The 229-nt window shown below is 47.6% G+C and carries 2 pseudogenes; one reads left to right on the top strand and one right to left on the bottom strand.

Annotated features, from left to right (window positions below):
- Positions 1-80: pseudogene (locus A6R74_RS23045) on the bottom strand (antibiotic biosynthesis monooxygenase family protein); the annotation flags it as partial.
- A gap of 29 nt (positions 81-109) precedes the next feature.
- Between A6R74_RS23045 and A6R74_RS23040 the strand changes: the two are divergent.
- A pseudogene (locus tag A6R74_RS23040) lies at positions 110-229 on the top strand (sulfurtransferase TusA); the annotation flags it as partial.

Genomic DNA, 229 nt, shown 5'->3' with positions numbered 1-229 from the left:
CGCATTGCCTCCCGCGCTGATTGTTCAAATTCTTCTTCAAGTCCGGGCATAATTCGCCGTTCGATGATAACTTTAATCATACTTTCTGTTTCCCACATCGAGGATATTGATGGCTGATAATACGGGTACGTTACCCACCTTTGACGCGGTATTGGACACCACAGGACTCTACTCCCCAGAGCCGATTATGCTGATTCATAACAAAGTGCGCGATAGGGCGTCAGGTCAA

Source organism: Halomonas sp. ALS9 (assembly GCF_001651035.1).
Classification (GTDB): Bacteria; Pseudomonadota; Gammaproteobacteria; order Pseudomonadales; family Halomonadaceae; genus Vreelandella.
The sequence above is the reverse complement of the archived record's forward strand: the minus strand, read 5'-3'. Positions and strand labels throughout refer to the sequence as shown.